Genomic DNA, 244 nt, shown 5'->3' with positions numbered 1-244 from the left:
ACCTGCTAGCAACTAAGGATAGGGGTTGCGCTCGTTGCGGGACTTAACCCAACATCTCACAACACGAGCTGACGACAGCCATGCAGCACCTGTATCAGAGTTCCCGAAGGCACCAAACCATCTCTAGTAAGTTCTCTGTATGTCAAGTGTAGGTAAGGTTCTTCGCGTTGCATCGAATTAAACCACATGCTCCACCGCTTGTGCGGGCCCCCGTCAATTCATTTGAGTTTTAACCTTGCGGCCG

Annotated in this window: 1 rRNA gene; it reads right to left on the bottom strand. The window is 51.2% G+C overall.

Annotated features, from left to right (window positions below):
• A 16S ribosomal RNA gene (locus tag H5163_RS21535) occupies positions 1–244 on the bottom strand; the annotation flags it as partial.

Origin of the sequence: Pseudoalteromonas sp. SG44-8, assembly GCF_014164125.1 — a bacterium.
GTDB classification, from domain to species: Bacteria; Pseudomonadota; Gammaproteobacteria; order Enterobacterales; family Alteromonadaceae; genus Pseudoalteromonas; species Pseudoalteromonas rhizosphaerae.
The sequence above is the reverse complement of the archived record's forward strand: the minus strand, read 5'-3'. Positions and strand labels throughout refer to the sequence as shown.